This window comes from Streptomyces sp. NPDC001668 (genome assembly GCF_042893155.1).
GTDB lineage: Bacteria > Actinomycetota > Actinomycetes > Streptomycetales > Streptomycetaceae > Streptomyces.
The window spans coordinates 1-24,370 of the sequence record NZ_JBIAUQ010000007.1 but is presented as its reverse complement, the minus strand read 5'-3'; the positions used below and the strand labels follow the sequence as shown (position 1 = coordinate 24,370).

At 71.1% G+C, this 24,370-nt stretch carries 23 protein-coding genes and 1 pseudogene; 13 read left to right on the top strand and 11 right to left on the bottom strand.

Annotation, left to right across the window (positions count from 1 at the left end; all coding sequences use genetic code 11):
• Positions 1-235 precede the first annotated feature (235 nt).
• The 3 genes from ACFYZ8_RS22110 to ACFYZ8_RS22100 all read right to left on the bottom strand — a co-directional run bounded on the left by ACFYZ8_RS22110 (position 236) and on the right by ACFYZ8_RS22100 (position 2,784).
• The gene (locus ACFYZ8_RS22110; RefSeq protein ID WP_359028670.1) at positions 236-1,114 is read right to left on the bottom strand and encodes an alpha/beta hydrolase; all 879 of its coding nucleotides are present in this window, start codon (positions 1,112-1,114) and stop codon (positions 236-238) included.
• A gap of 184 nt (positions 1,115-1,298) precedes the next feature.
• Positions 1,299-2,177: an alpha/beta fold hydrolase gene (locus ACFYZ8_RS22105; protein WP_388536895.1), complete on the bottom strand. Its 879-nt coding sequence runs from the start codon at positions 2,175-2,177 to the stop codon at positions 1,299-1,301.
• Between the two features lie 328 nt (positions 2,178-2,505).
• On the bottom strand, positions 2,506-2,784 hold the full coding sequence (locus ACFYZ8_RS22100; protein ID WP_388536891.1) for a TetR/AcrR family transcriptional regulator: 279 nt from the start codon (positions 2,782-2,784) through the stop codon (positions 2,506-2,508).
• A gap of 427 nt (positions 2,785-3,211) precedes the next feature.
• On the opposite strand from ACFYZ8_RS22100, the gene ACFYZ8_RS22095 reads away from it, so the two are divergent.
• Complete coding sequence (locus tag ACFYZ8_RS22095) at positions 3,212-4,078, top strand: hypothetical protein (protein ID WP_359028667.1); 867 nt, start codon at positions 3,212-3,214, stop codon at positions 4,076-4,078.
• Between the two features lie 247 nt (positions 4,079-4,325).
• A pseudogene (locus ACFYZ8_RS22090) lies at positions 4,326-4,554 on the top strand (IS5/IS1182 family transposase); the annotation flags it as partial.
• 496 nt (positions 4,555-5,050) lie between these two features.
• On the opposite strand, the gene ACFYZ8_RS22085 reads toward ACFYZ8_RS22090, so the two are convergent.
• Together ACFYZ8_RS22085 and ACFYZ8_RS22080 are read right to left on the bottom strand one after the other, a co-directional pair.
• Positions 5,051-5,623 (bottom strand): ribonuclease domain-containing protein, encoded by a 573-nt coding sequence (locus tag ACFYZ8_RS22085; RefSeq protein WP_359028666.1) that lies wholly within the window; start codon positions 5,621-5,623, stop codon positions 5,051-5,053.
• Between the two features lie 314 nt (positions 5,624-5,937).
• Positions 5,938-6,633, bottom strand: a complete 696-nt coding sequence (locus tag ACFYZ8_RS22080; RefSeq protein WP_388536888.1) for a hypothetical protein — start codon at positions 6,631-6,633, stop codon at positions 5,938-5,940.
• A 333-nt stretch (positions 6,634-6,966) separates the two neighbouring features.
• Here ACFYZ8_RS22080 and ACFYZ8_RS22075 point away from each other — a divergent pair, with 333 nt between their 5' ends.
• Positions 6,967-7,131, top strand: coding sequence for a hypothetical protein (locus ACFYZ8_RS22075; RefSeq protein WP_388536886.1), 165 nt, complete (start codon positions 6,967-6,969; stop codon positions 7,129-7,131).
• A gap of 187 nt (positions 7,132-7,318) precedes the next feature.
• On the opposite strand, the gene ACFYZ8_RS22070 is transcribed toward ACFYZ8_RS22075, so the two are convergent.
• Positions 7,319-8,140 carry a hypothetical protein gene (locus ACFYZ8_RS22070; RefSeq protein WP_388536884.1) on the bottom strand — a complete coding sequence of 274 codons (822 nt, stop codon included), beginning with the start codon at positions 8,138-8,140 and terminating at the stop codon, positions 7,319-7,321.
• Positions 8,141-8,514: 374 nt separating this feature from the next.
• Between ACFYZ8_RS22070 and rsgA the strand changes: the two genes are divergently transcribed.
• The 3 genes from rsgA (at position 8,515) to ACFYZ8_RS22055 (ending at position 11,741) form a co-directional block, all read left to right on the top strand.
• Positions 8,515-9,615: a ribosome small subunit-dependent GTPase A gene (gene rsgA / locus ACFYZ8_RS22065; protein WP_359028663.1), complete on the top strand. Its 1,101-nt coding sequence runs from the start codon at positions 8,515-8,517 to the stop codon at positions 9,613-9,615.
• Positions 9,616-9,849: 234 nt separating this feature from the next.
• Entirely contained in the window at positions 9,850-11,235 is a 1,386-nt protein-coding gene (locus tag ACFYZ8_RS22060; RefSeq protein WP_388536882.1) for a bifunctional transcriptional activator/DNA repair enzyme AdaA, read from the top strand.
• Positions 11,236-11,237: 2 nt separating this feature from the next.
• Positions 11,238-11,741, top strand: coding sequence for a methylated-DNA--[protein]-cysteine S-methyltransferase (locus ACFYZ8_RS22055; protein ID WP_359028661.1), 504 nt, complete (start codon positions 11,238-11,240; stop codon positions 11,739-11,741).
• Here the strand turns inward: ACFYZ8_RS22055 and ACFYZ8_RS22050 are convergent.
• Positions 11,738-12,109 carry a PPOX class F420-dependent oxidoreductase gene (locus ACFYZ8_RS22050; protein WP_359028660.1) on the bottom strand — a complete coding sequence of 124 codons (372 nt, stop codon included), beginning with the start codon at positions 12,107-12,109 and terminating at the stop codon, positions 11,738-11,740. The two genes, ACFYZ8_RS22055 and ACFYZ8_RS22050, sit on opposite strands and share 4 nt — an antisense overlap.
• Before the next feature lie 77 nt (positions 12,110-12,186).
• The gene (locus ACFYZ8_RS22045) at positions 12,187-12,669 is read right to left on the bottom strand and encodes a DUF456 domain-containing protein (RefSeq protein WP_359028659.1); all 483 of its coding nucleotides are present in this window, start codon (positions 12,667-12,669) and stop codon (positions 12,187-12,189) included.
• Between the two features lie 977 nt (positions 12,670-13,646).
• On the opposite strand from ACFYZ8_RS22045, the gene ACFYZ8_RS22040 reads away from it, so the two are divergent.
• From ACFYZ8_RS22040 to ACFYZ8_RS22030, 3 genes are read left to right on the top strand one after another with little or no spacing between them, the layout of a single operon-like run.
• Positions 13,647-14,633, top strand: coding sequence for a protein phosphatase 2C domain-containing protein (locus ACFYZ8_RS22040; RefSeq protein ID WP_388536879.1), 987 nt, complete (start codon positions 13,647-13,649; stop codon positions 14,631-14,633).
• A gap of 54 nt (positions 14,634-14,687) precedes the next feature.
• Positions 14,688-16,430, top strand: a complete 1,743-nt coding sequence (locus ACFYZ8_RS22035) for a pyruvate dehydrogenase (protein ID WP_388536877.1) — start codon at positions 14,688-14,690, stop codon at positions 16,428-16,430.
• A 27-nt stretch (positions 16,431-16,457) separates the two neighbouring features.
• Entirely contained in the window at positions 16,458-16,829 is a 372-nt protein-coding gene (locus ACFYZ8_RS22030) for a bleomycin resistance protein (protein ID WP_388536875.1), read from the top strand.
• Here the strand turns inward: ACFYZ8_RS22030 and ACFYZ8_RS22025 are convergent.
• A complete protein-coding gene (locus ACFYZ8_RS22025; protein WP_388536873.1) occupies positions 16,826-18,226 on the bottom strand; it encodes a helix-turn-helix domain-containing protein in 1,401 nt (466 codons plus the stop codon). The two genes, ACFYZ8_RS22030 and ACFYZ8_RS22025, sit on opposite strands and share 4 nt — an antisense overlap.
• Before the next feature lie 211 nt (positions 18,227-18,437).
• Here ACFYZ8_RS22025 and ACFYZ8_RS22020 point away from each other — a divergent pair, with 211 nt between their 5' ends.
• The 3 genes from ACFYZ8_RS22020 (at position 18,438) to ACFYZ8_RS22010 (ending at position 20,848) form a co-directional block, all read left to right on the top strand.
• Positions 18,438-19,049, top strand: a complete 612-nt coding sequence (locus ACFYZ8_RS22020) for a hypothetical protein (protein ID WP_388536872.1) — start codon at positions 18,438-18,440, stop codon at positions 19,047-19,049.
• Positions 19,050-19,152: 103 nt separating this feature from the next.
• Complete coding sequence (locus ACFYZ8_RS22015) at positions 19,153-19,620, top strand: hypothetical protein (protein ID WP_388536871.1); 468 nt, start codon at positions 19,153-19,155, stop codon at positions 19,618-19,620.
• A gap of 745 nt (positions 19,621-20,365) precedes the next feature.
• On the top strand, positions 20,366-20,848 hold the full coding sequence (locus ACFYZ8_RS22010; RefSeq protein ID WP_389050087.1) for an ATP-binding protein: 483 nt from the start codon (positions 20,366-20,368) through the stop codon (positions 20,846-20,848).
• Between the two features lie 92 nt (positions 20,849-20,940).
• Here the strand turns inward: ACFYZ8_RS22010 and ACFYZ8_RS22005 are convergent, their stop codons facing one another.
• Together ACFYZ8_RS22005 and ACFYZ8_RS22000 are read right to left on the bottom strand one after the other, a co-directional pair.
• A complete protein-coding gene (locus ACFYZ8_RS22005; RefSeq protein WP_359028651.1) occupies positions 20,941-21,978 on the bottom strand; it encodes a DUF2637 domain-containing protein in 1,038 nt (345 codons plus the stop codon).
• 315 nt (positions 21,979-22,293) lie between these two features.
• On the bottom strand, positions 22,294-23,175 hold the full coding sequence (locus tag ACFYZ8_RS22000; protein WP_388536869.1) for a (2Fe-2S)-binding protein: 882 nt from the start codon (positions 23,173-23,175) through the stop codon (positions 22,294-22,296).
• A gap of 159 nt (positions 23,176-23,334) precedes the next feature.
• Here ACFYZ8_RS22000 and ACFYZ8_RS21995 point away from each other — a divergent pair, with 159 nt between their 5' ends.
• The gene (locus ACFYZ8_RS21995; protein WP_388536867.1) at positions 23,335-24,150 is read left to right on the top strand and encodes a GntR family transcriptional regulator; all 816 of its coding nucleotides are present in this window, start codon (positions 23,335-23,337) and stop codon (positions 24,148-24,150) included.
• Positions 24,151-24,370 lie beyond the last annotated feature (220 nt).

Sequence of the window (24,370 nt, the reverse complement as noted above, 5' to 3'; positions counted from 1 at the left end):
ACTATGTCACATACTTCTGAGGTCGGGAACAGCCCGGCCCGAACGGCATCCACCACGTCGCCCAAGTCCTGCTCAACGGGCCCAGAGGCCGTTCTTCTTCATCGACCTCGACGAACAGTGCGAGTTCGCGTTCCCCGCGATGCCCACGGCCGGAACGGTCGAGATCGACGCCATCCTGTTCGGCAGCAGCCGCACGGCCGTGCACCCGACCCTGCTGACCACGGCGCTTCGGAGGTCAGGCCATCGAGTTCAGCAGGTCGGCCACTATCTCCGGCCTCTCCAGTGCGATGAAGTGGTCCGCTCCTGGCACCTGGGTGAAGTCGGCGGCGGGCAGCAGCTTCTTGTTGGCCTCCCGGTCCGAGGGGCGGGACCAGTCCTTCTCGCCGTAGACGAGGTGGACGGGGGCTTTGACCTCGGGGTAGCGGGAGCGGGCGGCGATGAGGCTGGGCATGTTCCGGTACAGAGCGCGGGCAACGGTCGGGAAGCCGGGACGCCTGCCTGACCGCAGGAGCTCGTCGAGGTAGTCCTCTCGGAAGGCGGCCTTGTCGCCCACCCCACCCTGCAGGATTCTGCGCAGGACGGGCTTGGGCTCCTGCTGGGCGATCAACTTGCCCACCCCGGGAGCGATGATCCCGCTGATCACCACGCGAGCGAGGACGCCGGACCGGGCGATGCCGTCGCGGTAGTCGTACGGGTTCACCGCGACGACACGCCGGACCCGCTCCGGCAGGTCGGCCGCGGTGGTCAGGGCGAGCACCGCCCCCAACGATTCCCCGACCAGCGTCACGTCGTGCAGGTCGAGGTCGGTCAGGAGTCGCTCGACGCCCGTACGCAGCGCGGGCTCGTCGTACGACGCCCCGGGCACGATCTCGGAGTAGCCCATCCCCGGCAGATCGAGGGCGTACACCGTGTACCGGTCCGCGAGCAGCGGAATGAGGAAGCGGAAGTGCTCCGCCTGCGTCCGCAGAGTGTGCAGCAGGACCAGGGGGGCGCCGGTGCCGGTTTTGAGGTAGCGCAGCGCGCCTTCGTGGCTGTGGTGTCCCGCGCGCGGGGCGAGGGTGTGGCTGGTGGTTCCCTTGATCTGAATCGTGGGACGTGAATCGAGGCCGGGCATCGCGTCGTCTCCTTGACGTGAGGGGTGATGCGGATTCGGTCGGGGGCAGTGACATCGGTGGTGTGCAGTCCGGGCTCTCGCCGGGGTGCGGGGGAGCTACTTCGCCGGCTGGGGGTATCGCCCCGCCAGGTCGAGGACCGGTCCCGCCTTGACCTGCCGCGAGATGTCGCCGGCGAGGACGCGGTTACGCCACCGTGTTCAGCAGGTCGGCCAGGATGTCGGGCCGTTCCAGTGCGATGAAGTGGCCCGCTCCTCGTACCTGGGTGAAGTGGGCGGTGGGCAGCAGCTTCTTGTTGGCCTCCCGGTCCGAGGGGCGGGACCAGTCCTTCTCGCCGTAGACGAGGTGGATGGGGGCCTTGACCTCGGGGTAGCGGGAGCGGGCCGCGATGAGGCTGGGCAGGGCCTGGTACACGGCCCGGGCGACGGTCGGGTAGCCGGGACGGCGTCCCACCTGGAGCAGTTCGTCCACGTAGTCCTCGCGCAGGGCGCTCTTGTCGCCCAGGCCGCCCTGGAGGATCTTGGTGAGGGCGGGTTTGGGTTCCACTCCGGCGATCACGGGGCCCACTCCGGGGGCGAGGACGCCGCTGACCACGACGCGGGCGAGGAGGCTGGAGCGGGCGATCCCGCCGGCGAAGTCGTACGTGTTCACCGCGACCACGCGTCGCACGCGCTCGGGGAGATCGGCCGCGGTGGTCAGGGCGAGGACCGCGCCCATGGACTCCCCGACCAGCGTCACGTCGGTGAGGTCGAGTTCAGTGAGGAGCCGTTCGACGCCCGCGCGCATCGCCGGCTCGTCGTAGGACGCCCCGGGCACGATCTCGGAGTAGCCCATCCCCGGGAGGTCGAGGGCGTACACCGTGTACTGGTCGGCGATCAGCGGGATGAGGGAGCGGTAGTGCTCGGCCTGGGTGCGCACGGTGTGCAGCAGGACCAGCGGGGCGCCGGTGCCGGCCTTGAGGTAGCGCAGCGTGCCCTCGTGGCTGTTGCGCCCTGCGCGGGGGGCGAGGGTGTGGGTGGTGGTCCCGGGGATGGTGATGGTGGGACGTGCGTCCTGACGGGGCATCTCGCCGACTCCTGGTGTGTGAACCGCTGAGGGGGACGGGGGGGGGTACGGTCCGGCGGAGACACAGTGGGAAACCGGCCGGTTTCCAGCACAGTAAACCGATCGGTTTCCAAGCGCAAGTGCCACGGAAATGGCCGAGGCGTCGGCGTCCTGCATCGGCTGCGGAACCCCGGCCCGGCGTTGCGTCAAGGGCCCGCCTCGCGCCCCTGTCACGAGGAGCAGCGTCTGACGTCACACTGGTCAGCAGATGAACGCCTCTTCGACGAGTACGCGCAGGTCGTCGTGGAAGAGATCGTGTTCTTGACGGACAGACTCCGCGAGCGACGGATCATCTGCCACGCGTCCCGTGAAGGCGAGCCAGATGCGCGTTGAGCTGATCGTTCCCGATGGGAAAGTGCTCTCGCTCGCGGCTGAAGGCGAGCCGGTAGGCGAAGAGGAGCATCTCGTCCCGGGTCCTGAAGTAGTGGGCGACCGAGCCATAGGTCCATCCCGCTTCGGCGGCCACCGCACGGATTGATGCGGGGTTCACTCCGTCGCGTTGCACCACCGGCCACAGTGCTCGGGCCAGGTCGGCTCGGCGCGCTTCATGGTCGACGATCTTCGGCATCGGTTCCCTCCCGGCCCTGCCCGCACAGTGCTCCCTCGCCTTCGGCTCCGACAGCGCCACCCTCCACGCGACCAGCGACCAGCGACCACACCCCGCTCCAGCGGTACCCCATCACCCCCTCCCACGCCATCACCCAGGCCTCCACACGCACCGGCACCACCCTCACCGCGGCCCAAGCACACCTGTCCAACTGGTGCAGCCGTGTCGCCGGGCGGCCCGGGCACACGTATGCCGTTCCAGCCCCCCGTGATCCCGCGCGTGACACGACGGGCCGGATTCCAGGGAACGGGCCGCTGACCTGTTTGTTTACGCCCTTGAACCGGGTTGCTCAACAAATCGCGGTCGCGAAAGATCGCTCGCACCCCCCCTTGACCACCACCTGCTCGATCCCACCCGTGTTTGGTCTCACGAGCGAAGGAACTCGAAAATGGTCCTCACCCCTGTCAAGAAGTGGTCGCTCACCGTCGCGGCCTGCAGCCTGGCGTTCAGCGGCCTGAGCCTGGCCTCCGCCACGTCCGCGAGCGCGGCCAACGAGACGGACCTCAACGGCCACTGGGACAACCTGCTCCCGAGCATCTGCCAGGACGGCTCCAACCGGAGCGGCCAGAGCGTCTGGTACTACAACACCGTCACGCACGAGCTCCACGACAAGAGCTACCAAGGCAAGTCCCCGGTCTTCGACCGGATCGGCGGCGCTCGCGCGGCCAAGGCCTACCTCAACCCGGACTGGAAGGAGCTCAAGGGCCACTGCTACTACCCCCAGTCGTCCTCCTGGACGTACGAGGGGGCCGAAACAGCCTGGTCCGAGCCGGCAAGCAACTGCGACAGAGGTGGCCCGCTCAACTACAACGTCTCCCAGAGCTACACCACCACGACGACCACCACCAAGACAGTGGGCGGCGAAGTCACCGGTACCCGCAAGCTCGGCAAGCTGTTCGAAGTCGGCGGTGGTGCCGAGTTCTCGTACTCGTGGTCCTACGGCAAGTCCGTCGGCTGGTCGCGCACTGTCGGCATGAGCGTCCCGTCCGGCAGGACGGAATGGTTCGGCGCGAGGCCCATCAAGCGCGTGGTGCGGGTCAACCCGCACTTCTGGCTGGACAGCTACACGTGGAACACCATCAAGGACGGCAACGGCTACCACAGCTCCCAGAACTGGGGCGGCTACGGTTACAGGGCCCTCGTGGACCATGACTACTACTACGACGGCACGGCCAATGTCCTCAACAGCAGCAACCAGCCGCAGTTCCGCTTCATCCTCCACGGGCGCGCCAACAAGTGGAGCGACTGCCACTGACACGTGGCGGCACCCCTGAGATCCGAAGTGCCCGCCGGCCTTGGGCCGGCGGGCACTTCGCCCGGTCCCCGCCCTGGTGGCACTCACGACACTCGCCCGCGGGTCGAAGGGCGGCGGCAGCGGCGGACGCCGATGACGACATCGACTGGACGGTGTCGGTGGACTCCACGGTCGTCCGAGCTCACCAGCATGCTGCCGGAGCACTCGAACAGGGGCGGCCCACTCCGGCGAGCCCGTTGATCACGCGCTCGGACTCTCGCGCGGCGGGCTGAGCACCAAGATCCACCTGGCGGCAGACGGCCGCGCACGGCCCCTCGCCTTCACCGTCACCGCAGGCCAGGCAGATGACGCACCGCCTTCGAAGGGCGATGTCCCGCATCCGTGTGCCCCGCTCTGGCCCGGGCAGGACCTGGCCGTTCTGGCCGTCCGCGCGTACTCCTCACGCGATCCGCGCCCATCTGCGGCGCCGGGGCATACACAAACCGGCAAACTCGCGAAGGACGGTGGGCGAGGAACTGGGACGTGAGACGGCGGTGCGCGGGAAGCTGGAACCGCTGCGGGCGAAGATGACCAAGCCCGCCGATCGTAGCCGTATGCACAAACGGCCCGGTGAAGAACAGCACCAGCCCCGTCGAGGGCCTGACGGCCTTGTCCGCAGCGCCCGCCTGCCGCTGTCGAGCGCCACCCTGAACTAGCTCGCCACCTTGATACGCGGCCACCGCACGAAGATCGGTTCGCGGTGGCGGGCCCTGCCCGCGGGGAAGGCCCCGATACGGACCCGGCGCCGTACCGGCACGGCGAATCGGAAGATCCACTCCGGCAAGCACAAGTGCCTGAATGCGGCGCGGGGTGCCGCCGGACAGCGGACGGCCGGCCTCCCGGTGCCAAGGCAAAGGAGGGCCGAAGACGTTCGGCCCTCCCTGCGTTCAGTCGTCCGGGACCACTGGCCAGGCCATAAGTCCCGTTCGTTCATCAGTGCCGGCCCATGTAGTGGAAGGAGGCGTAGTGGTCGTCGGTCCACCACACGTCACCGGTGCGGACGTTGCGGACGATCCGGTTGGCGTCACGCCTGGGGAGGCCGGCGTTCTGCTGCACGTGGTACACGGTGGTGTTGTACTCCTGGAAGTAGCCTCCGGCGTGCACGCTCGACGGTCCGGCGTGCCCGGCGTCCATGAAGCTGCGCAGCCAACCGTTCCGGTCAAGGTACTGACCGCCGGTGAAGAGGTACTCACGCACGTGACGTCCACGGGGGGTCACGAACGAGCCGGCGAGCCACCACTCCCGGTTGCCCTGGGGGTCGCCGACGTTCGGCCAGCCGATCTGCTCCCACAGCCTGATGCCCGGGTCCATGTAGCCCGGAGAATGCTGCGGATGCGCCTGGCTGCCGGAGACGGGAGCCGGCGGAGGCGGCGGGGGCGTCTGGGCGACGGAGGAACCGGGAAGGGCCACGATCATGCCCATGCCCAACACTGCGGACGCCAGCCCGGCGATCACAGTGCGCCGCGCTCTCCAGTCCCGCTGCTCGTTCATCGATTCGTGTGTCATAGGAACTTGAACTCTCCTTTTGTCCATTTCCGAGCGGGAAACCAGCGAAAAGGTGACCCGCTGCGCGGTGCTGTGCAGGATGGCGACCCAGCCGGTGCCGGTTCGGACCGCCGCCACCCACAGTCTGGGAGAGAAAAAGTTGTCTTCCCACTGCGGTTCAAGGGAGTAAACAATTCTCGGTGGGTTCCGCACGGGAACACGTCACGGCTGGCTGGAAGACACCAGCCGAAGCCCTCTGTCGCGCGCGCTGGTGGTGCCGCGGTCGGCCGGCGGCCGGGTACCGCCGCCACCGGACGGCGCTCACCGCGAGGTTTTCACCGCCGACGTTGATCCATTCCTGGGCCCTTGACGAGCCCCATGAATGTCGTGCGCCCCCATTGGGCGGTGTAGTCCAGGGACATCCCGTAAGGCATGAGACGCTCGTTGAGCCGCGCGGTCCTGGCCTGCAGAGCTCGACGGCTCATCGGCTCCCGGGCTGTGCCGAGCAGGAGGCACAGATCGTGGCAGCACCAGGGTCGCGAGGCGGAACTGAGGATGTCGAGCAGTACCTGCTGGGTGTACTGCCATGGGCGCAGCGAGCGGTACTGCTGCGCATCCGCTGCAGGCCGGTGCGGTGAGTGCCGCATGTCCAGCCATCGCCGTTCCGCGGCGATTCTGCTGGCGAGCTCCCTGACAGGCGTGTCGCGGGGAATGACGTTGGCGGCGCCCGCCAACAGAAGCCCTGCGGACTCCGTGCGGTCGGGTACGAGCACCACCACGGATGAGATGTTGCTGAGTGCGTGCACACGTTGCTCGAGTCCCTCGATCCACTGCGGACCGGGCACGTCCAGGACGGTGAGAGGAGTGTCGGCCTGGCGCAGCAGGACACCGTAGGCTTGTGCGGAGCCCCAGTTGTGGCTCAGGGCGGGCAGCACATGCTGACTGCGCATGGTGCGGAGCAGGGGCGCCGTCTGCTCCCGCTGAAGCGAGAGAACGACGCTTACGGGGTAGGTGGCCTCCTCCTCGGCCATCGGGGAGTGGATGTTTCCTCTGCGGAGTTCAACGATGGGCATGGAAATGCCTCTGACACGGATGTCTTGTCGGAAAGCAGGAAAGTCATGTGCGGGGCGGCTTTGGTTCGGTAGTCACGCACGTGGCGCATACGCCTGAAGGCGGGACTCCGAAGACGGGTAGTGGCAGTGGCCCTTGATCTCCACGGGTGAGCCCAGGGCGGTCGGTAGCCGTGAGGCGACTGTGAGCAGTCTTTCTGGGCGCAAGTTGTTCACCAATACCGTCCAAAGGAGTAAACAACCTCCGACGCGGTCGGTATATGGACGTCGCCACCGCGGCCACCAACGTCGGCGGTGCCCCCGGGCATCCGGGCGGTCAACGTGGCGCACGACGTGATGGCCGCCTCGCACGGCAGCCGGGACGGGGAGTCGGGCGTCGCCCGGCACTCCAAGGAGCAGCTCGACGCCTCGATCACCTGGGAGGATCTCGCCTGGCCGCGCGAGGTGAGCCAAGTCTGAGGGAACCGGCGCGTGGGGCCCGCCGCGCTGGTGGTCTCAGCCCCCCGACGCGGGGCGGTTGGACGTACGCGGCCGCCACCCGCAGCGAGGCCCGAGAAGCGCAGGTCAGAGGCCTTGTCACCTGTCATTTTCGGCGGCGGCCCTGAGGAACGCGGGAGGAACGGCCCCACGGCCCTCCACCGGGCCGTCAGTCGATCTCGCTCGGGTCGGCTGCCGGAGTCCGGCCCGCCTGCACGTCCTTCAGCCGTGCCGTGCCCAGCTTCACCGCCTGATCGGTGCTGTCGCCATCGGCTCCGTCGAGTCCGCCGTTGGTGACGGTGATCGCGTCCGCGCCCACCCGCAGGGCCGCGACCTCGAGGGTGAGGGTGGTGGGCGCGCCGCCGGAGGTGCCCTGGACCGTGACCCGCAGTCCCTGCCGGGCGTCGCCCTCCTTCGGCAGGGAGCGCTCGGTCACCTGGACCGTGCGCTTGGCGCCGGAGCTGCCCGTCGCCGTGAACTGGTCACACGTCACCGGCAGGCTCTTCAACCAGGCAAATGAGGTGTCCAGACCTGCCTTGGCGTAGGCCGCCACCTGGTACAGCAGCCGGGACTCGCCCTCCTCGAAGCCGGTGAGCGCGGACGCCCCGGACGGCTTGCCCAGGAGATCACCGGTGTAGAGCCGGTCGAGCAGCTTCTGGCAGTCGGCCGCGTCCGCCTTGCCGGTGAGGAAGTCGTCGACGTCCACCTTGCCGACGAGCAGGCTGTCGCGCCAGGTCGCCGCGTTCTTGACCTGCGTCCAGTCGTCCTCCAGGTCCGCCTCGGTCACCAGCGCGGCCCGCGCCCCGGCGGGGGTGAGCGGGGCGGGGGACTCCTGCGCGAGCGGTGAGGAGGAGATCTCCGAGGTGTCCGCGCGGGCCGGGCCGCTGTCGTCACCGTCCGAACACGAGGCGGTCGTCAGCAGGACCCCGGCCGCCAGGGCCGGGGCGAGGACACGCAGGGGACGGCACGGACGGGACGGACGGTGGGTCATCACGAGGTCTCCTGGAGGTGGGGGTCGGTCTCCATGCCACAACCGCTCCTGCCGTACGACCAGCGCACCGGGCTGTTCGAGTGAGACGGGCGCGCGGAAACCGGGGGCCGGAAAACCGGGTCCGGGAAAACCGGGTTCGGAAAACCAGGGTCCGGAAAACCGGTGGCGCCTCCGACCTCGGCGCCTCTAAGGTGAGAGCGCTTCGCACGGCGGCTCACCGCTGCCCTGCCCCACGAGCGAGGAACGAAGGAGGTGTCGACCGATGGCTGTCTTTGCGACGAGCGCTGCCCGCATCCAGTTCATCAAGTCCACCTCCGTGGCCGTCGGCTGACACCAACTCCTTGTGCCGGGGCCACCCTTGTGAAGGGTCTCCCTTGACTTCCAGCTCCACCTCTCATGTTTTCTCCGCTCTCGCTCCCTACGGCTGGGACGAGGCATGGGCGGATCAGTTCGCCCCCTACGAGCCCGAGGGGCTGCTGCCCGGACGCGTGGTCCGGGTCGACCGCGGGCAGTGCGACGTCGTCACCGCCGACGGGATGCTGCGGGCCGACACCGCCTTCGTCACCCCGAACGACCCGATGCGGGTGCTGTGCACCGGTGACTGGGCCGTCGTGGAGCCCGCGGGCAATCCGCGGTACGTACGGACGTATCTGCCGCGCCGTACCGCCTTCGTGCGCTCCACCTCCTCCAAGCGGTCCGAGGGGCAGATCCTCGCGGCCAACGTCGACCACGCGATCGTCGCCGTCTCGCTGGCCGTCGAACTCGACCTCGGCCGCATCGAACGGTTCCTGGCTCTCGCCTGGGAGTCCGGCGCGCAGCCCGTGGTCGTCCTCACCAAGGCCGACCTCGTGCCGGACCCGGTCACCCTCTCGCATCTCGTGCGGGACGTGGAGACGACGGCACCGGGGGTTCCGGTGCTCACCGTCAGCGCGCTCGACGGGGAGGGGCTCGACGTGCTCGTCGCGACCGTCTCCGGCGGTACGACCGTGCTGCTCGGGCAGTCCGGCGCGGGGAAGTCGACCCTGGCGAACGTCCTCGTCGGCGAGGACGTGATGGCGGTGCAGGCGGCGCGGGACGCGGACGGCAAGGGCCGTCACACGACCACGACCCGCAACCTTCTCGCCCTGCCCGGCGGGGGCGTGCTGATCGACACCCCCGGCCTCAGGGGGGTGGGTCTGTGGGACGCCGAGACCGGCGTCGGGCAGGTCTTCTCCGAGATCGAGGAACTGGCCCGGCGGTGCCGCTTCCACGACTGCGCGCACGAGAGCGAGCCGGGGTGCGCGGTGCTCGCCGCGATCGACTCCGGTGAGCTGGCCGAGCGGCGGCTGGAGAGCTACCGGAAGCTGATCCGGGAGAACCAGCGGATCGTGGCGAAGACGGACGCGCGGCTCCGTGCGGAGATTCGGAAGGAGTGGAAGAAGCGGGGCGCGCAGGGCAAGGCGGCGATGGAGGCGAAGCGGGGGCGCTGGGCGTAGGGCGCCGTCGTTCGGCCGCGGCCGAGTGGGGGGCCGGTCCCGCAGTTCCCCGCGCCCCTGGGTGGGTGCGGTCCTGGACCGCCTGGCTGTGCCCACCGGCTTGGGGGCGCGGGGAACTGCGCGACCAGCCACGACGCACCTGCACCCGGCCACGGGCCCGTCGCACCCCCCCGCACCGCCATGTCCGATTTCCGCCAGCGGCATCGTCCCCCGCGGCGGAGACTGGAGGGCGTGATGGACGAGGACACCAGGTACGAAGCGGTCCGCAGCCAGGACGCCCGGTTCGACGGGGAGTTCTTCTTCGCTGTCGAGACGACCGGCATCTACTGCCGGCCCAGCTGTCCCGCGGTGACCCCGAAGCGTCACAACGTCCGCTTCTACCCGACGGCCGCCGCCGCGCAGGGCTCCGGTTTCCGGGCCTGCCGGCGGTGCCGCCCGGACGCGGTTCCCGGCTCCGCCGACTGGAACGTCCGGGCGGACGTGGTGGGCCGGGCGATGCGCCTGATCGGCGACGGGGTCGTCGACCGGGAGGGCGTCGCCGGGCTCGCCGACCGCCTCGGCTACAGCGCACGCCAGGTCCAGCGCCAGCTCACCACGGAACTCGGCGCGGGACCCGTCGCCCTGGCCCGCGCCCAGCGGGCCCACACCGCCCGCGTCCTGCTCCAGACCACCGGCCTGCCGGTCACGGAGATCGCGTTCGCCTCCGGATTCGCCAGCGTGCGGCAGTTCAACGACACCGTTCGCGAGATCTACGCCACCACCCCGAGCGAGCTGCGCGCCGCCGCCCGGACCACCCGCCGCGCGGCCACCCCCACGGCCGGCATTCCGCTACGGCTGGCCCACCGCGGCCCCTACCGGTCCGGCGCCGTCTTCGACCTCCTTCAGAGCGAGGCCGTGCCCGGCGTCGAGGAGGTGAGCGGGGCACCCGGCCGGCGCGTCTACCGCCGTACCCTCCGCCTTCCGCACGGCAGCGGCATCGTCGCCGTCCACGAACGCCCCGGCACCACCAGGACCACCTCCGGCGCGCACCCCGGCGGCTGGCTCGACGCCCAACTGCACCTCACCGACCCCCGTGACCTGACCACCGCCGTCGGACGGCTGCGACGGCTCTTCGACCTCGACGCCGACCCCTACGCCGTCGACGAGCGCCTCGGCGAGGACACCCGGCTCGCCCCCCTGGTCGCCGCCCGCCCCGGACTCCGCTCGCCCGGCGCGGCGGACCCCGAGGAGTTCGCCGTACGGGCCCTGGTGGGCCGTAGCGCATCCGAGCGGCTCGTCCGGCGATACGGCAAGACCCTGGACGCGCCCTGCGGCAGCCTCACCCACCTCTTCCCCGAGTCCGCGGCCCTGTCCGAGGCGGCCGGCCCCCTGGGTGCCCTCGCCACCGCCCTCGCCGACGGCGCCGTACGACTCGATCCGGGCGCCGACCGCGACGAGGCGCAGCGCGCACTGCTCGACCTGCCCGGTCTGGACGCCCCTGCCGTCGCCCTCATCCGCAGCCGAGCCCTCGGCGACCCCGATGTCGCCCCACCGGGACTCGACAGCCCCGACACCTGGCGCCCCTGGCGCTCCTACGCCTGGCAACACCTGCGCACAGCAGGAGAGTTGGAGTTGAAGTAATCATGGCCATCCGCTGGACCCGTCTCGACAGCCCCGTCGGCGAACTGCTCCTCACCGCCGACGAGACCGGCGCGCTCACCTCGCTGTCCGTCCCCGGGCAGAAGAACGGCCGTACCGTCCAGGAGGGTTGGCTCCCCGACCCAGCCCCCTTCCGGGAGGCCCGGGAGCAGCTCGCCGCCTACTTCGCCGGTGAACTCAAGGAGTTCCAGCTGGAGTTGCACCCCGAGGGCACCGAGTTCCGGACCCGGGTGTGGGACGCCCTCGACGACGTTCCGTACGGCGCGACCACGACGTACGGAGAGATCGCCGCCCGCGTCGGTGCCTCCCGTGCCGCCGTCCGGGCCGTGGGCGGCGCGATCGGCGCGAACCCCCTGCTGATCCTCCGCCCCTGCCACCGCGTGATCGGCGCGAACGGCCTGCTCACCGGGTACGCGGGCGGCCTGGAGCGCAAGACCGCCCTGCTCACCCTCGAAGGCGCCCTCCAGAGCCCCGTGGCGCCCCTCTAGGACTCCTCCAGCCCCCAGCTGTGGATCCGCCGCGGATGGATGCGGATCAGCTCCTCGCTGAAGTGCGCGCCCAACTCGTGCGGGCCGGTGAGGAGTTCCGCCTCCCCGCGGATGTCGATGCCGCGCACCGTCCACGGGTTCAGGCTGACGATGTCGTCGACGACCAGCGCGACCTTCGGGTTCTTCTGGAGGTTGCGCCACTTCTTGGTGCGGCCCATCGCGTAGCCGCCGATCAGGATGGTGCCGTCGTCCTGCGGGAAGAAGCCGACCGGGTTCGCCTGCGGCTGTCCTTGCGGATCCACGGTGGCCAGCCGGCCCAGTCGCTGGGACTTCAGGTACGCGCGTTCGGCCTCGCTGAATTCGGTCATGGCAGCCACCCAAACACGCGGGCACGGCCCGCACATCGGATTCTCGCCCTAGGCCCGTCCAGGGCTCCGGCCCTACGTCACCCCCACAGCACCGCCCCCAGCCACGCCCCCATGATCATCAGACACGTGAACAGCTCCGCCAGCACGCTGGAGCCGCCCGAGCGCATCGCCGTGCGCAGGGCGGCCCTCGCCTCCCCGTGGCGGCCGAGGCGGAGGCGTTCGGAGACGTAGATGCCGGCCATGAAGCCGGGGATCGCACCGAGCACGGGGATCAGGAAGAAGCCGAGGAACGCGCCCGCCCCGGCGTACACCCCCATGCGCGGGGTGGCCCCGCTCGCCCGCAGCCGGCGCGGCGGCAGCGCCCAGCGCACCACCTGGGAGAGGAACAGGGCGACCGTGGCCCCCACGAGCACGCCCCATGCGACCGGCTGCGGATCCTTCAGCGCCCACCACAGGACCGCGGCCCACACGAGCCACGACCCCGGCACACCGGGCACCAGAACCCCGACCAGGCCGAACAGCATGACCAGGCCGACCAACAGGAGGTCCCACACTCCCATGCGTCCAGGGTGCCCCCGGGCGGCTGGAGGCGCAGGACGTGCTCCGGCGATCCCGTCGGCAACCTCCTGGGCAACACGAGTTCGACGGTTCACGCGACACGCCGTTCGACGCGCGTGGCGGCGCTTGATTTTCGTGATGCCCCGTTTTCATACGGCCCGCGCGGTGGACAATTGGGGGCATGAGCCAGCAGGGGGGAAGGCCCACCGGTCACGAGGACGACTGGTGGGGGCAGCTGTACGACTCCACCGATGACACGGGCCCCACACGGGCCCCGGACACCCTGGACGACCGCTTCGCCTCGGCGGCGGGGACGGTGCGCGACGAGTCCGCGGGTGCGACGAGCGCGGCCGACGGCGCCGAGCAGCGCCCTCGGCCCGGTACCGGGGTGCCCGCGCCGCGTACCGGCGTCTTCGACGCGACGGCTCCCTCGACGGACCGACGCCGGGCTTCGTGGGAACCGCCCCCTGACCCACCCGCGTCCCTCCCACCTGACCCGCCCGCGTCCCTCCCACCCGGCCCCAAGCCCCCCGGCTTCGTCGAGCGCGCCCCCGTCGACCGGCCCCCCTCGCCACCCGGTGACCGCGCGTCTGGTGACCGCGCGTCCACGGAGACGCCTCCGGCCACGAAGGGTCCGGCCTCCCGTACGCCGGCCGAGCCCCCGATGCCGCCCACGGCGGCTCCCCGACCCCCCTCCGCCCCACCTCGCCCCGCGGCCCCGCCCCCGCCACCGCGGGATGCCGAGCGGCCCGTCCCACCCGGCCGTGGCGACTCCCGCGGGCCCGGCTCCCACGGAAGCGTCCCAGGTGAGCGTGGTCCGGACAGTGCCGGCCCCGGTGCGGGTGACCCAGGGGACGGCCCTGTCCCAGCCGCCCCAGCCTCCGGCCCCGGCTCCACCCAGCCCAATCCCGCACCCGAGCCCCTCGGACCCGGTCGGGCCACCGCCCCCGTCCCGCCGGCCCCCCGTACCGCCACCCGTGTGGACCTCCCCACCCTTCCTCCCGCCCCCGTCGGATTCGTCGGTTCCGGTCCGCCCACCTACGACGCCGAACCCACCGCCCTCCCACCGGCCGACCCCGACGAACTCGACGACCTGGTGGCGGACACCGTGCTGGACGGCGCCAGGTACGGGGCCTGCACGCTGCGGGCGGTGTCCGTGCGCGGGGACTCGGCCAGGTTCCGGGGCGAGCCCCGGCGGGACTCCCTGCTCACCGCCCGGTTCGGCACCGGCGACCAGGCGCTGATCCTCGTCGCCATGGCCACCGGCGCCCGCGCCACCCCCGGCGCCCACCGTGCCGCCGCCGAGGCGTGTCACTGGATCGGACGGGCCGTGGGACGCAGTCACGCCCGGCTCGCGCAGGACATCGGCGCCGCCCGCCGGGGCGACCTCAAGTCAGGGCTGCACCGGCTCACCGACCGCAGTCTCGGCAAGCTCCGCGCCAGCGCCGTGGAGCAGGGCATCGACCCGGAGGAGTACGCCGCCACCCTGCGCTGTCTGCTGCTGCCCGCCGACCCGGACTGCCGTGTCCGCGTCTTCTTCGGCGTCGGCGCGGGCGGCCTCTTCCGCCTCCGGGACGGCGAGTGGCACGACATCGAACCCCGGATCACCGACGTCACCGGCGAACCGGTCGTCGGCTTCGGCTCGCTGCCCTCCGAGACCCCCGACGGCGACCGCCTCACCATGGACCTCGGCATCCCCACACCCCCGAGCCCCTACGAACCCGCCCCCGAGCCGCCCCGCGAGGCCTTCCGCTTCCGCGCCTCCGTCGCCCGCCCGGGTGACACCCTCCTGATGTGCACCGGCGGCCTCGCCGACCCCCTGCGCGGCGAGCCCGAACTGTGCGACTACCTCACCGGCAGGTGGTCAGGCCCCCCGCCCGGCCTCGCCGCGTTCCTCGCCGACAGCCAAGTCCGGGTCAAGGGATATGCCGACGACCGTACAGCCGCGGCGGTTTGGGAGGCGTGATCGCGGCCATTGTGGATTGATGGACCCAAGGAGACCGAAGGGGTGCATGGATCCATGGCCAAGCAGAACGTCGCCGAGCAGTTTGTGGACATCCTCGTCAAGGCCGGAGTGAAACGCCTCTACGGCGTCGTCGGCGACAGCCTCAACCCGGTCGTGGACGCGGTCCGCCGCAACGCCGCCATCGACTGGGTGCACGTACGGCACGAGGAGACCGCCGCCTTCGCCGCGGGCGCCGAGGCACAGATCACCGGGAAGCTGGCCGCGTGCGCCGGTTCCTGCGGGCCAGGCAACCTGCACCTCATCAACGGCCTCTACGACGCCCACCGCTCGATGGCCCCGGTCCTCGCCCTCGCCTCGCACATCCCCTCCAGCGAGATCGGCCTCGGCTTCTTCCAGGAGACCCACCCCGACCGCCTCTTCCAGGAGTGCAGTCACTACAGCGAGATGATCTCCAGCCCGAAGCAGATGCCGAGGCTGCTGCAGACCGCCATCCAGAACGCCGTCGGCCGCTCCGGCGTCAGCGTCGTCACGCTCCCCGGTGACATCGCCGACGAGCCCGCCTCCGAGAAGTCCGCCGAGACCGCCCTGGTCACCTCCCGGCCCAGCGTCCGCCCCGGCGACGCCGAGATCGACAAGCTCGTCGAGATGATCGACGCCGCCGACAGGATCACCCTGTTCTGCGGCAGCGGCACGGCGGGCGCGCACGCCGAGGTCATGGAGTTCGCTCAGAAGGTCAAGTCACCGGTGGGGCACGCCCTCCGGGGCAAGGAGCACATCCAGTACGACAACCCCTTCGATGTCGGCATGAGCGGCCTGCTCGGCTACGGCGCCGCCTACGAGGCCACCCACGAGTGCGACCTGCTGATCCTGCTCGGCACCGACTTCCCGTACAACGCCTTCCTCCCCGACGACGTCAAGATCGCCCAAGTCGACGTGCGCCCCGAGCACCTGGGCCGCCGCTCCAAGCTCGACCTGGCGGTCTGGGGCGATGTGAAGGAGACCCTGCGGTGCCTGACACCCCGGGTGCAGGAGAAGAAGAACCGTCGCTTCCTCGACAAGATGCTCAAGAAGCACGCCGACGCGCTCGAAGGGGTCGTCAAGGCGTACACCCGCAAGGTCGAGAAGCACGTCCCGATCCACCCCGAGTACGTGGCCTCCGTGCTCGACGAACTCGCCGACGACGACGCGGTGTTCACCGTCGACACCGGCATGTGCAATGTGTGGGCCGCCCGGTACATCACGCCCAACGGCCGTCGCCGTGTGATCGGTTCGTTCTCCCACGGGTCGATGGCGAACGCCCTGCCGATGGCGATCGGCGCGCAGTTCACCGACCGGAAGCGACAGGTCGTGTCGATGTCCGGGGACGGCGGGTTCTCCATGCTGATGGGGGACTTCCTGACGCTCGTGCAGTACGACCTGCCCGTGAAGGTCGTCCTCTTCAACAACTCCTCGCTCGGCATGGTCGAGTTGGAGATGCTGGTCGCCGGACTCCCCTCGCACGGCACCACCAACAAGAACCCCGACTTCGCGGCCGTGGCCCAGGCATGCGGTGCCTACGGCGTGCGCGTCGAGAAGCCGAAGGACCTCGCGGGGGCCCTGAAGTCGGCGTTCAAGCACAAGGGTCCGGCCCTGGTCGACATCGTCACCGACCCCAACGCCCTGTCCATCCCGCCGAAGATCAGCGCCGAGATGGTCACCGGCTTCGCGCTGTCCGCCTCGAAGATCGTCCTCGACGGCGGAGTCGGCCGCATGCTCCAGATGGCCCGCTCCAACCTCCGCAACATGCCCCGGCCTTGAGGACCCCGCGGATGCGAGACTGGCCGTATGCCAGACATCGCCTTCAGCGCCGTCGCGCCCGTCGTCCCGGTCCGGAACCTCGCCGCGGCCCTTGAGCGATACCGCCTGCTGGGCTTCGCCGCGCGTGCCTACGACGGTCCGGAGCGGTACGGCTTCGTCGAGCGCGGGTCGGTCTCGATCCACCTCAGCGAGTGGTCCGAGCACGACCCGCTGCGTACCGGAGCCGTCGTCTACCTCTATGTGAGCGACGCCGACGCCGTCCATGCCGAGTGGGCGGCGTCGGGCGTCGAGGGCCGCTTCGGCGAACCGGCCGACATGCCTTACGGGCTACGGGAGTTCACCTACGTGGACGCCGACGGCACGGCTCACCGGGTGGGGTCCGCGGCGGAAAGGCCCTAGGTGCCGGACGGCACCCACGCCCGCTCTCCGGCGCTGTTCGTGCCGTACCAGAGACGGGGTAGGCCCTTGATGCTGGTCGTGCGGAACGGGCGGCCGTGGTCGTCGATGCGGACCGTGCCGGTGCGGCCCTGGGAGGACCAGTCGAGCTCCAGGTACCAGTTGCAGTCGTACGTCTGCGTCGTCGCGCTGACCAGCAGCACCTCCGGGTCCGAGGCGGAGACCCGGTAGGGGAACTGCACCGCGGGGACGGTCTGTCCGGTCTCGTTGCCGGCGACCGCGTGGGCGACGGGGCGGTCGATGTCCAGGTTCACGTCGAAGCCGCGCGGGGTGATCCCGCCGCCGCAGCCCTGGTCCATGGCGTACGCGGTACCGGGTGCCGGGGAGCCGCGGCCGGTGATCCGGACGCGGAGCGCCTCCAGGACGACGGCCGTGGAGGACCGCCCCTGCACGGAGATCTGCACCTTCGTCTCCCGCCCGTGGATCGCGCCCTGCGTCGCCGCCCAGATCCCGGCGTCCTGCACGAGCGGGGGCGGGGGGACCTCGGAGGGCGGCTTGTCGATGACGTAGTCGTGGCCGCAGCTTCCCTCCCAGATCTGGGAGTTCGCGCTCCAGGTCAGAGGAGTGCCGACGGAGGTTCCCCGCTGTCCGGCTCCCGCGCTCTCCTTCGGGGCGCCGCGGCCGGGGGACGCTGAAGCGGAGGGCCGTGTTCCGGTGGCCTTGGCCGAGGGGGAGGCGGACGAGGCGGAAGGACTCGGTGAGGGAGAGCCGGAACCCTCGGGCAGGCCCGACGCGGCCGTCCGGGACGACGGGTCAGGAGCCAGGGCCACCTTGTCCGAGGCGGGACGGCCGGACGGCAGCGCCGACAGACTGCCCAGGGTGGCGAGGGCGACCACGACGGCGGCCGCGGTGACCAGGAAACGGCGACGGCGGTACCAGGGGCGGCCCGGGAGAGCGGACCCGGTCGCCCGCACGGTCTCCGGCTCACCCGCACCCTCACTGTCGCCCGGTCCCTCGCCCTCGCTCTCCGTGCCCGGCCCACCGGCTGCCTCCGTGTGCGGACCGCCCCCCGCCTCGGCCGGCACGACGACGGCCTCGGAAGGCTCTGCCGACTCCGTCGGCTCCACGGTCCGTGGCCGTTGTCGCGCCGCCACCGCCGCGAGCCACAACCGGTGCAGTTCCATCCGTTCCTCGGCCGACGCCCCGCACAGCGCGGCGAACCGTTCCACCGGTGCGAAGTCGACCGGTACGGCGTCGCCCGCGCAGTACCGGTGCAGGGTCGAGGTGTTCATGTTCAGGCGCCGGGCCAGCGAACCGTAGCTGCGGTCCGTGCGCTCCTTCAGCCGCCGCAGCAGGGCCGCGAACTCCTGGACATCGTCCTGTGGTTCCGGTGCCGACAACGATTCCCCCTAGATCCCGCATCCCAGGCACTCCCTGTACCTGCACGTCAGACGGCCTGGGATGGTTCCATGCCGACGGATCCCGTGCCCCGTGTTGCATCCGCCCGGTGTGACCGCTGATGCTCTTGGTGTCACACCGACCGGGCCGGACCGACCATCCGCCGTTGTGGTGGCATCCCACACCCATGCACGTATCTCACGGGGGACACCCATGCCTCAGCGCACCCGAGCAGGAGCGCTCACCGTACTCTCTCTCACCGGCCTCATGCTCGGCGTCACCTGCGCCGTGCAGGCCGGGGCCGCGTCCGCCGCGCCCAGGTTCCTCTCGGCCGGCGACCTCCCGCCGCACCCCTCGTCCGCCTGGACGGCGGGCAAGGTGACCGACGGTGTCCCTCACGAGCTGCTGCTCTGCCTGAAGGACGCGCTGCCGGGCTACGACTCCCGCTACCGCGACTTCCGCACCGACCTGGACACCAGCGCCCGGCAGCTGACGATCGAGGTCGGCACCGAGCCCAAGGCGGCGGCCCTCGCCGACCGCATGAACAAGGAGATCCGCACCTGCGCGGACCGCCTCGAACAGGGCGACCCGGACCTCGAGGCCACGTACAAGGACTACGGCAAGGTCGCGGTCGAGGAGGGCGCCCGGGTGCACGGTCTGCACACCGAGCACTCGTTCGGCGCCACCGACATCCACCTGCTGTCCGTGGGCCGGGACGGCCGGACCGTCACCGTCGTGGAGTGGTCCCAGATGGGCGACTTCTCCGACGCCCCGGTCAAGGCCTTCAAGAAGACGACCGCCACCGCGGTGAACAAGCTCCACTGAACAGCGGGGCCGCCCTCCCGTACGGGGGTCGGGCGGGCGGCCCCGCAGGGACCACCGCACCATCACCAGCAGCTGGAACCAGAAGGAAAACGGGGAAAAACAGATGAACACGACCAAGGCGACCCGCCGCACCACCCTGGCCCTCGGTCTCGCCCTGGCCCTCGGCCTCGGAGTCACCGCCCAGGCCTCCGCCGGAGCACCGCGCAGCGTCAGCGGCAAGCCGTCCGACAACGTCACCCGCGTCGCCGACTTCTACGGCGCCTACATCGACGCGGTCACCGACGAGGGCGGCGGCGAACTCCAGGACGCGCTGCGCGCGCACTACCTCACGCCCGCCTTCCAGAAGGAGCTGAACGCCTGGGAGGAGAAGGAGCACGCCGACGGCGTCCTGCGCGCCCAGAACGTGCCCCTCGCCTGGAAGGTCACCGACAACGGCACCACCGCCACTCGCACCGAGGCCGTCGTCACCCTCACCTGGAGCGCGGGCCACACGAGCACCGTCGTCGTCGACATGACCCGCGGCAGCCACAAGATCCTCCACATCGGCGCCAAGGGCCTCAAGAGCAAGTAGCGGCACATTCAGGCCAGTTTCCCGGCTGTCCCAGCCCTTCGCCGGGTACGGCGAGGACGGCAGCGCGGAGTCGGCCGATCGGCCCATGCAGGGCGGTCCCGGTGTCCCGGCACCGCCCGGGCCGGCAGCCATACGGCACCGTGGGGCCGACCGCCCCGCCGGGAACGGACGCACCGGTTCACCCCCGTTCGCCGGGCCCCGATCGTCGGGTGCCGGCGGCCGGGGGCGCACGCCGTGCGGGGGGCGCGCGGGCCGTCGTACGGCAGGCTCCTCGTCCGGAGGCCGGGGCGCGTGCGTGGGGCGCCGGGGCCTGCCCCCACCTGGGCGCTCGGGGCCGTGCACCGCGCCCGCTCCTCGGAACCGCCCCGCCCACCAGGCGCTTTGCCGCACCTTCCCGCTCGTGAAGGGCTCGCGGGCCGGCTGTGGCATCCGGTACGCGGGCGGCGGCTCGCAGGGCACATGCCACACGGAGGGGACCAGCGGCACGAGCAGCCGAGGCCGGGGGGCGCGTACGGACCGCCGTGGAGCCCGGCCGGTCGGAACCCCGTCGTCGTGCGCGGCGGTCCGCGGGGCGCCGTCGGGGACGCGTCCGCGCTGCCGGCACCGTCGTGGTCGCCCCCGCAAACGTGGCCGAACACCTGGTCGTTGATGATTCGACATGACTGGCGCCTGAACTATGGGGCATGGATCCCCGTGAACGTGTTCGAGCAGGAGGGAAACCGACATCGGCACGCGGGCGGGGGTCATGAAGAGGCAGGCACGAGGAGGCGGTCCCACGGCAGTAGGGGCCTTCTCGGCACAGACAGTGGAGGAGACGGCCGACAGCGTCCGGGAGCAGGCGCAGCCGCCCCAGCTCCGGCGCAGACTGAAGCGGGCGGACCTGGGTGCCGTACCCGAGACACGCAGGGCCTTGCGCGAGCTGTTACGACACTGGGGGAGGCCCGGACGGTCCGAGATAGCCGAACTGCTCACCAGCGAACTCGTCACCAACGCACTCGTGCACACGGACCACGACGCCGTCGTCACGGCGACCGTGGGGCCGCGGGCCCTGCGGGTGGAGGTGCGGGACTTCGTCGCCCGCCTGCCCCGGGTGCGGGCGGCGAACCCCGACGACTGCACGAACGGCAGGGGCCTCGCCCTGGTGCAGTCCCTCGCGGACGCCTGGGGCGTACGGGCGCACGGGGTGGGCAAGGCCGTCTGGTTCGAACTCGACGCCGGAGCGGCGTGAACCACGGGAAGGGGGCGTGACCGCGTCGGTCACGCCCCCTTCCCATGGTGCTCCGGCCTCCCGGCCGCGCCCTTCAGGCCTCGGCCTTCGCCTCAGCCGAACTGCTGCTCAAGATCCTTGAGTTTGCGCTCCAGCGAGTCCAGACGTGGCAGGGCCATTGTGTCGTCCTCCGCGGTGAGGTCGACGGAGTGCGACTCGGACGCGCCGCGGACCGGCTGCAGCGACGGACGCTGGCGTACGGGCAGCGGGTCCGGGGTGGATATCGCAGGCTCCGCGGACGCGCGCTCCAGGGCGGCCTGCGGCTGCTGCTCCAACTGGCGCCCGCCGCCCCGGCCGACGAAACCGCGGTGACCGCGGCTGATGGCCTTGAGCTGCGCGCGCTCGACCCGCTCCTGCTCGCGGCGCCTGAGGCGGGCCGCCTCCTTCTGACGCTTGTCCTCGCGGACCTCGTCCACCGCCTCGTCGAGGCTGCGCACGTTCTCCAGCAGCATCAGCGACCAGGCCTTGTACGTCTCGCGCGGCGCCCTCAGCCAGCGGACGATCCGGATCTGGGGCAGCGGACGCGGCACCAGACCCTGCTCGCGCAGCGCGGCCCGGCGGGTCTGCTTGAGCGCGCGGTCGAACAGGACGGCCGCCGAGAGGGACATGCCGGAGAAGAACTGGGGCGCGCCGTCGTGGCCGAAACCCCGGGGCGCGTGCACCCAGTTGAACCAGGCCGCGGCACCCGCGAACGTCCACACCAGTATCCGGGAGCCGAGCGCCGCGTCACCGTGGCTGGCCTCGCGCACCGCGAGGACGGAGCAGAACATGGCCGCGCCGTCCAGGCCGAACGGGACCAGGTACTCCCAGCCGTTGGAGAGGCCGAGGTTCTCCTGGCCGAAGCCGACCAGGCCGTGGAAGGAGAGGGCGGCGGCAACCGCCGCACAGCAGAAGAGGAGGACATAGGAGGCGGTGCCGTATATGGCCTCCTTGCGCCTGCGGCGCTCCTCGCTGCGCTCCCACGAGTCGTCTTTCGCGTGCTCCCCGCCGGACCGCTTGCTCCGCGCGAGCACCGCCACCGCCGCCAGCATGCCCAGGAGCAGTACGGCGCCCGGAAGCAACCAGTTCAGCGATATGTCGGTCAGTCTCATCTGGGGTCCCTTGCATTGGGATAGGGCGTAACGCCCGCCATAGTGGCCCACACCCGCCGACCCTCAGGGGGTTTCGGGGCAAGAGGCCGCCAAGGAAGTGCAAGGGATTGCCCAGGGCAGCGTTTTGCTCGAACTGCCGCTTGAGGGGCGGGAGTTGAGTTCGAATAAGACTACCCGTACGGGTGGTTCCACGGAAAGTTCCTGCGCCGTGTGAGGAAGTTGTGAATCACCTGTAACCGAACGGGCGTCCCAGTCGGCGTTGATCTTACGGGAGGTTTCGAGGAGGTGCGCGCCGGGGGTCCCTCTGAAAGGGCCTCAACTGGCGGCGGCCGCCGTGAGCTTGGCGATCCGGTCGGTGTCGCAGGTGCGCGGGCAGGTGGCGCAGGTGTCGTCCGGATCCAGTGTGTAGTACATGCAGCAGCTCACCCGGTCCCGGGTGCGCACGGGGCGCCCGTCCGGGCCGACGAGCACCCTGAAGGCCGGGGAGCCGACGTACGGCTTCGACGTCCCGGGCAGGAGGAGCTCCAGGGCGTGCTCGGCCCGGCGCTTCTCGTGCTCGCCGAGGAGCCCGGCGACGTACCAGATCCCTTCGATGATCTCGTCGGTCACCATGCCCCACAGGGCCCTGCCGCGGCGGCGCATGCGCGGGCCGAACGCGGCGAGGAGCGGCTCCATGTGCTCGGCGATCGCGTCCCGCAGTTCGGCGCGCAGGGACTCCTCGTCGGGGACCGTGTACGCGCCGGGGAGCGCCGCCGCCGGGTCGTCCGGGAGGCACGCGAAGGCGCCCGGGTGGACCGCTAGGGCCATCGGGCCGCGGGTGCGGTCGTACGCGACGTGCGCCACGGGGTAGCGGGGGACCCTGCGGTGCAGGAACCAGGGGGCGGTGAAGAGGAGGCAGGCCGGCCAGGCGTAGCGGTGCAGCCCGAAGCCGGCGATCACGTCCGGGCGGCCCTTTCGGCCGTTGTCCCTGAGGACCTGTGCGTCGTCCCAGGCCAGGAAGGCGTCCAGGGCGGTCGTGTGCTGCGCGAGGGCGGCGGCGGTGACCCAGCCGCCGGTGGCCGGGAGGGGGGTCTCCTGCGGAAGCTCGGTGACCGTCACTGCGGGGAGGGCCTCGGTCATGCGCGCGTAGGCGGCGGTGGTGGCGGTGGCGGTGTCGGTGGTGGCGGTGGCGGTGGAGCCGGCGGGCGGTATGTGCATGTGGGCCCCGATCGCAGTCGACTTAAGGCAAGGCTCACCTTACCTAAGGTTCGGGATTTGAACTGGAGCGTTCTGCGCCTAAGGTTCTTGACGGGTGAGTAACAAGCCGTCGTTAATGGCCCCAAGTACCGACACGTCCGCACGTCCCGAGGAGGACCCGTGAAGCAGGGTGCGCAGGGCTCTGCCGGGGCGGGGGGTGTGGCGCGGGACGAGGACGTGGACCGGGCTGTGCGGGAGGCGCGGGTGCCGGCGCAGACGCGGGCGTCCGGTGCGGGCCGTTCTCCTGTCGAGGCGGGCTCCGGGGTGCGGGGTGAGCACACCCACGGTGAGGTGCCGATCCCTCGGCCCGTCGTGCAGCGGGCCTCCGTGCGGGGACAGATCCTCGACGCTCTGCGCAAGGCGCTGGTGGCGGGGGAGTTGCGGCCCGGAGAGGTGTACTCGGCGCCGGCCCTGGGGGAACGCTTCGGGGTGTCGGCGACGCCCGTCCGCGAGGCCATGCAGCAGCTCGCGCTGGAGGGGGCCGTCGAAGTCGTTCCCAACCGTGGGTTCCGGGTGGTCGAGCGGGGGGCCCGTGAGCTGGCGGAACTGGCCGAGGTGCGGGCGCTGATCGAGGTGCCGGTGGTGCTGCGGCTGGCGCGCACCGTGTCGGTGGAGCGGTGGGCGGAGTTGCGGCCGATGGCGGAGGCGACGGTGCGGGCCGCGTCGTCGGGGTGCCCGGCGACGTACGCGGAGGCCGACCGTTCGTTTCACCGTGCGGTGCTGTTGCTGTCGGGCAATGAGCAACTGGTGCAGATCTCCGAAGACTTGCACCGGCGGTCGCAGTGGCCGTTGGTGGGTGGGGGTGGGGCGCCGCGGGGGCGGGCGGATCTGATCGCGGACGCGGTGGAGCATATGGCGCTGCTGGACGCGTTGATCGCGGGGGAGCTGGATGTGGTGCGGGGGTTGGTGGGCGGGCATTTCGTCGGCGGGGTGTGAGGTGTGGGTGGGTGGGTGGTTGGGTGCGGCTTGGTGGGGGCGGGCGTTTTTGCGCAGTTCCCCGCGCCCCTGAAATGCCTGCGGCGGCCTGTGCGGCTTCGGTGGGGGCTTGTGTAGCGCGTTCTGTTCGGTGGGTGGGTCGGGGCCGGGGGGGGGGGGGGGGGGGCGGCGGGCGGGGGGGCCGGCCCCGGGGCCCGGGGGGGGGGCTGGGGCCGGCCCC